General features: G+C 36.9%; 1 protein-coding gene. It reads left to right on the top strand.

The genetic code is table 11. The features are described 5' to 3' along the window. Positions 1-55 precede the first annotated feature (55 nt). The coding region (locus D7V20_RS19280; protein WP_120385412.1) for an IS30-like element ISAba125 family transposase at positions 56-867 on the top strand (812 nt) is incomplete at its 3' end.

Raw genomic sequence — 867 nt, 5'->3', positions numbered from 1 at the left:
TGGCAGAGTAAAACTTGAAGTGCGACATAAACCACCTAATTAATTTAAAGGGTTTATGGAGTATATAAAATTGTCATACCATCATCTTAACTTTGAAGATCGTACTGCATTAATGCTTGAGTCAAGAAAAGAAGGCTTTTCAGCCAGAAAATTTGCTGAACTTATTAAAAGACATCCTAGTACGATCTATCGTGAGCTTAAAAGAAATAGCATCAATGACGTTTATCAAGCTCAATATGCTTCTGATAACACTTTTGCTAGACGTAGACGTGGTCACAGAAAACTCAAAATCGATTCAATCCTCTGGAAATTTATTGTTGAAGCGATCCGTTGTTTATGGTCTCCTCAGCAAATAGCAAAGCGTTTAAAGACATTTCCTGATTTGGATCAAACAATGAATGTAAGCCATACAACGATTTATTCAACGATACGAGCATTACCCAAGGGTGAGTTGAAAAAAGACTTATTATCCTGTCTACGTCATGAAAATAAAAAGCGAAAAGCTAACGGTGAACCTAAAAAAGATTCTATATTACAGGATATTAAAACTATTCATGAGCGCCCAGCCGAAGTTCAAGAAAGAAAAATACCGGGTCATTGGGAAGCTGATTTAATTAAAGGTAAAGACAATAAAAGTTCGATAGCAACACTTATTGAACGAAATACACGGCTCTGTATCTTGGCAACATTACCTGATGCAAAGGCAGAATCAGTGCGCAAGGCTTTAACTGAAGCTCTGAAATATTTACCTGCAGAAGTGCGTAAAACGTTGACCTATGACCGTGGACGTGAGATGTCAGAACATAAAATACTCGAAGAAGATTTAGGCATAGATGTATATTTCTGTGACCCACATTCACCCTGGCA

The organism is Acinetobacter rongchengensis (assembly GCF_003611475.1).
Taxonomy (GTDB): Bacteria; Pseudomonadota; Gammaproteobacteria; order Pseudomonadales; family Moraxellaceae; genus Acinetobacter; species Acinetobacter rongchengensis.
Note: the sequence above shows the minus strand (reverse complement) of the source record. Positions and strands in the feature narration are given on the sequence as shown.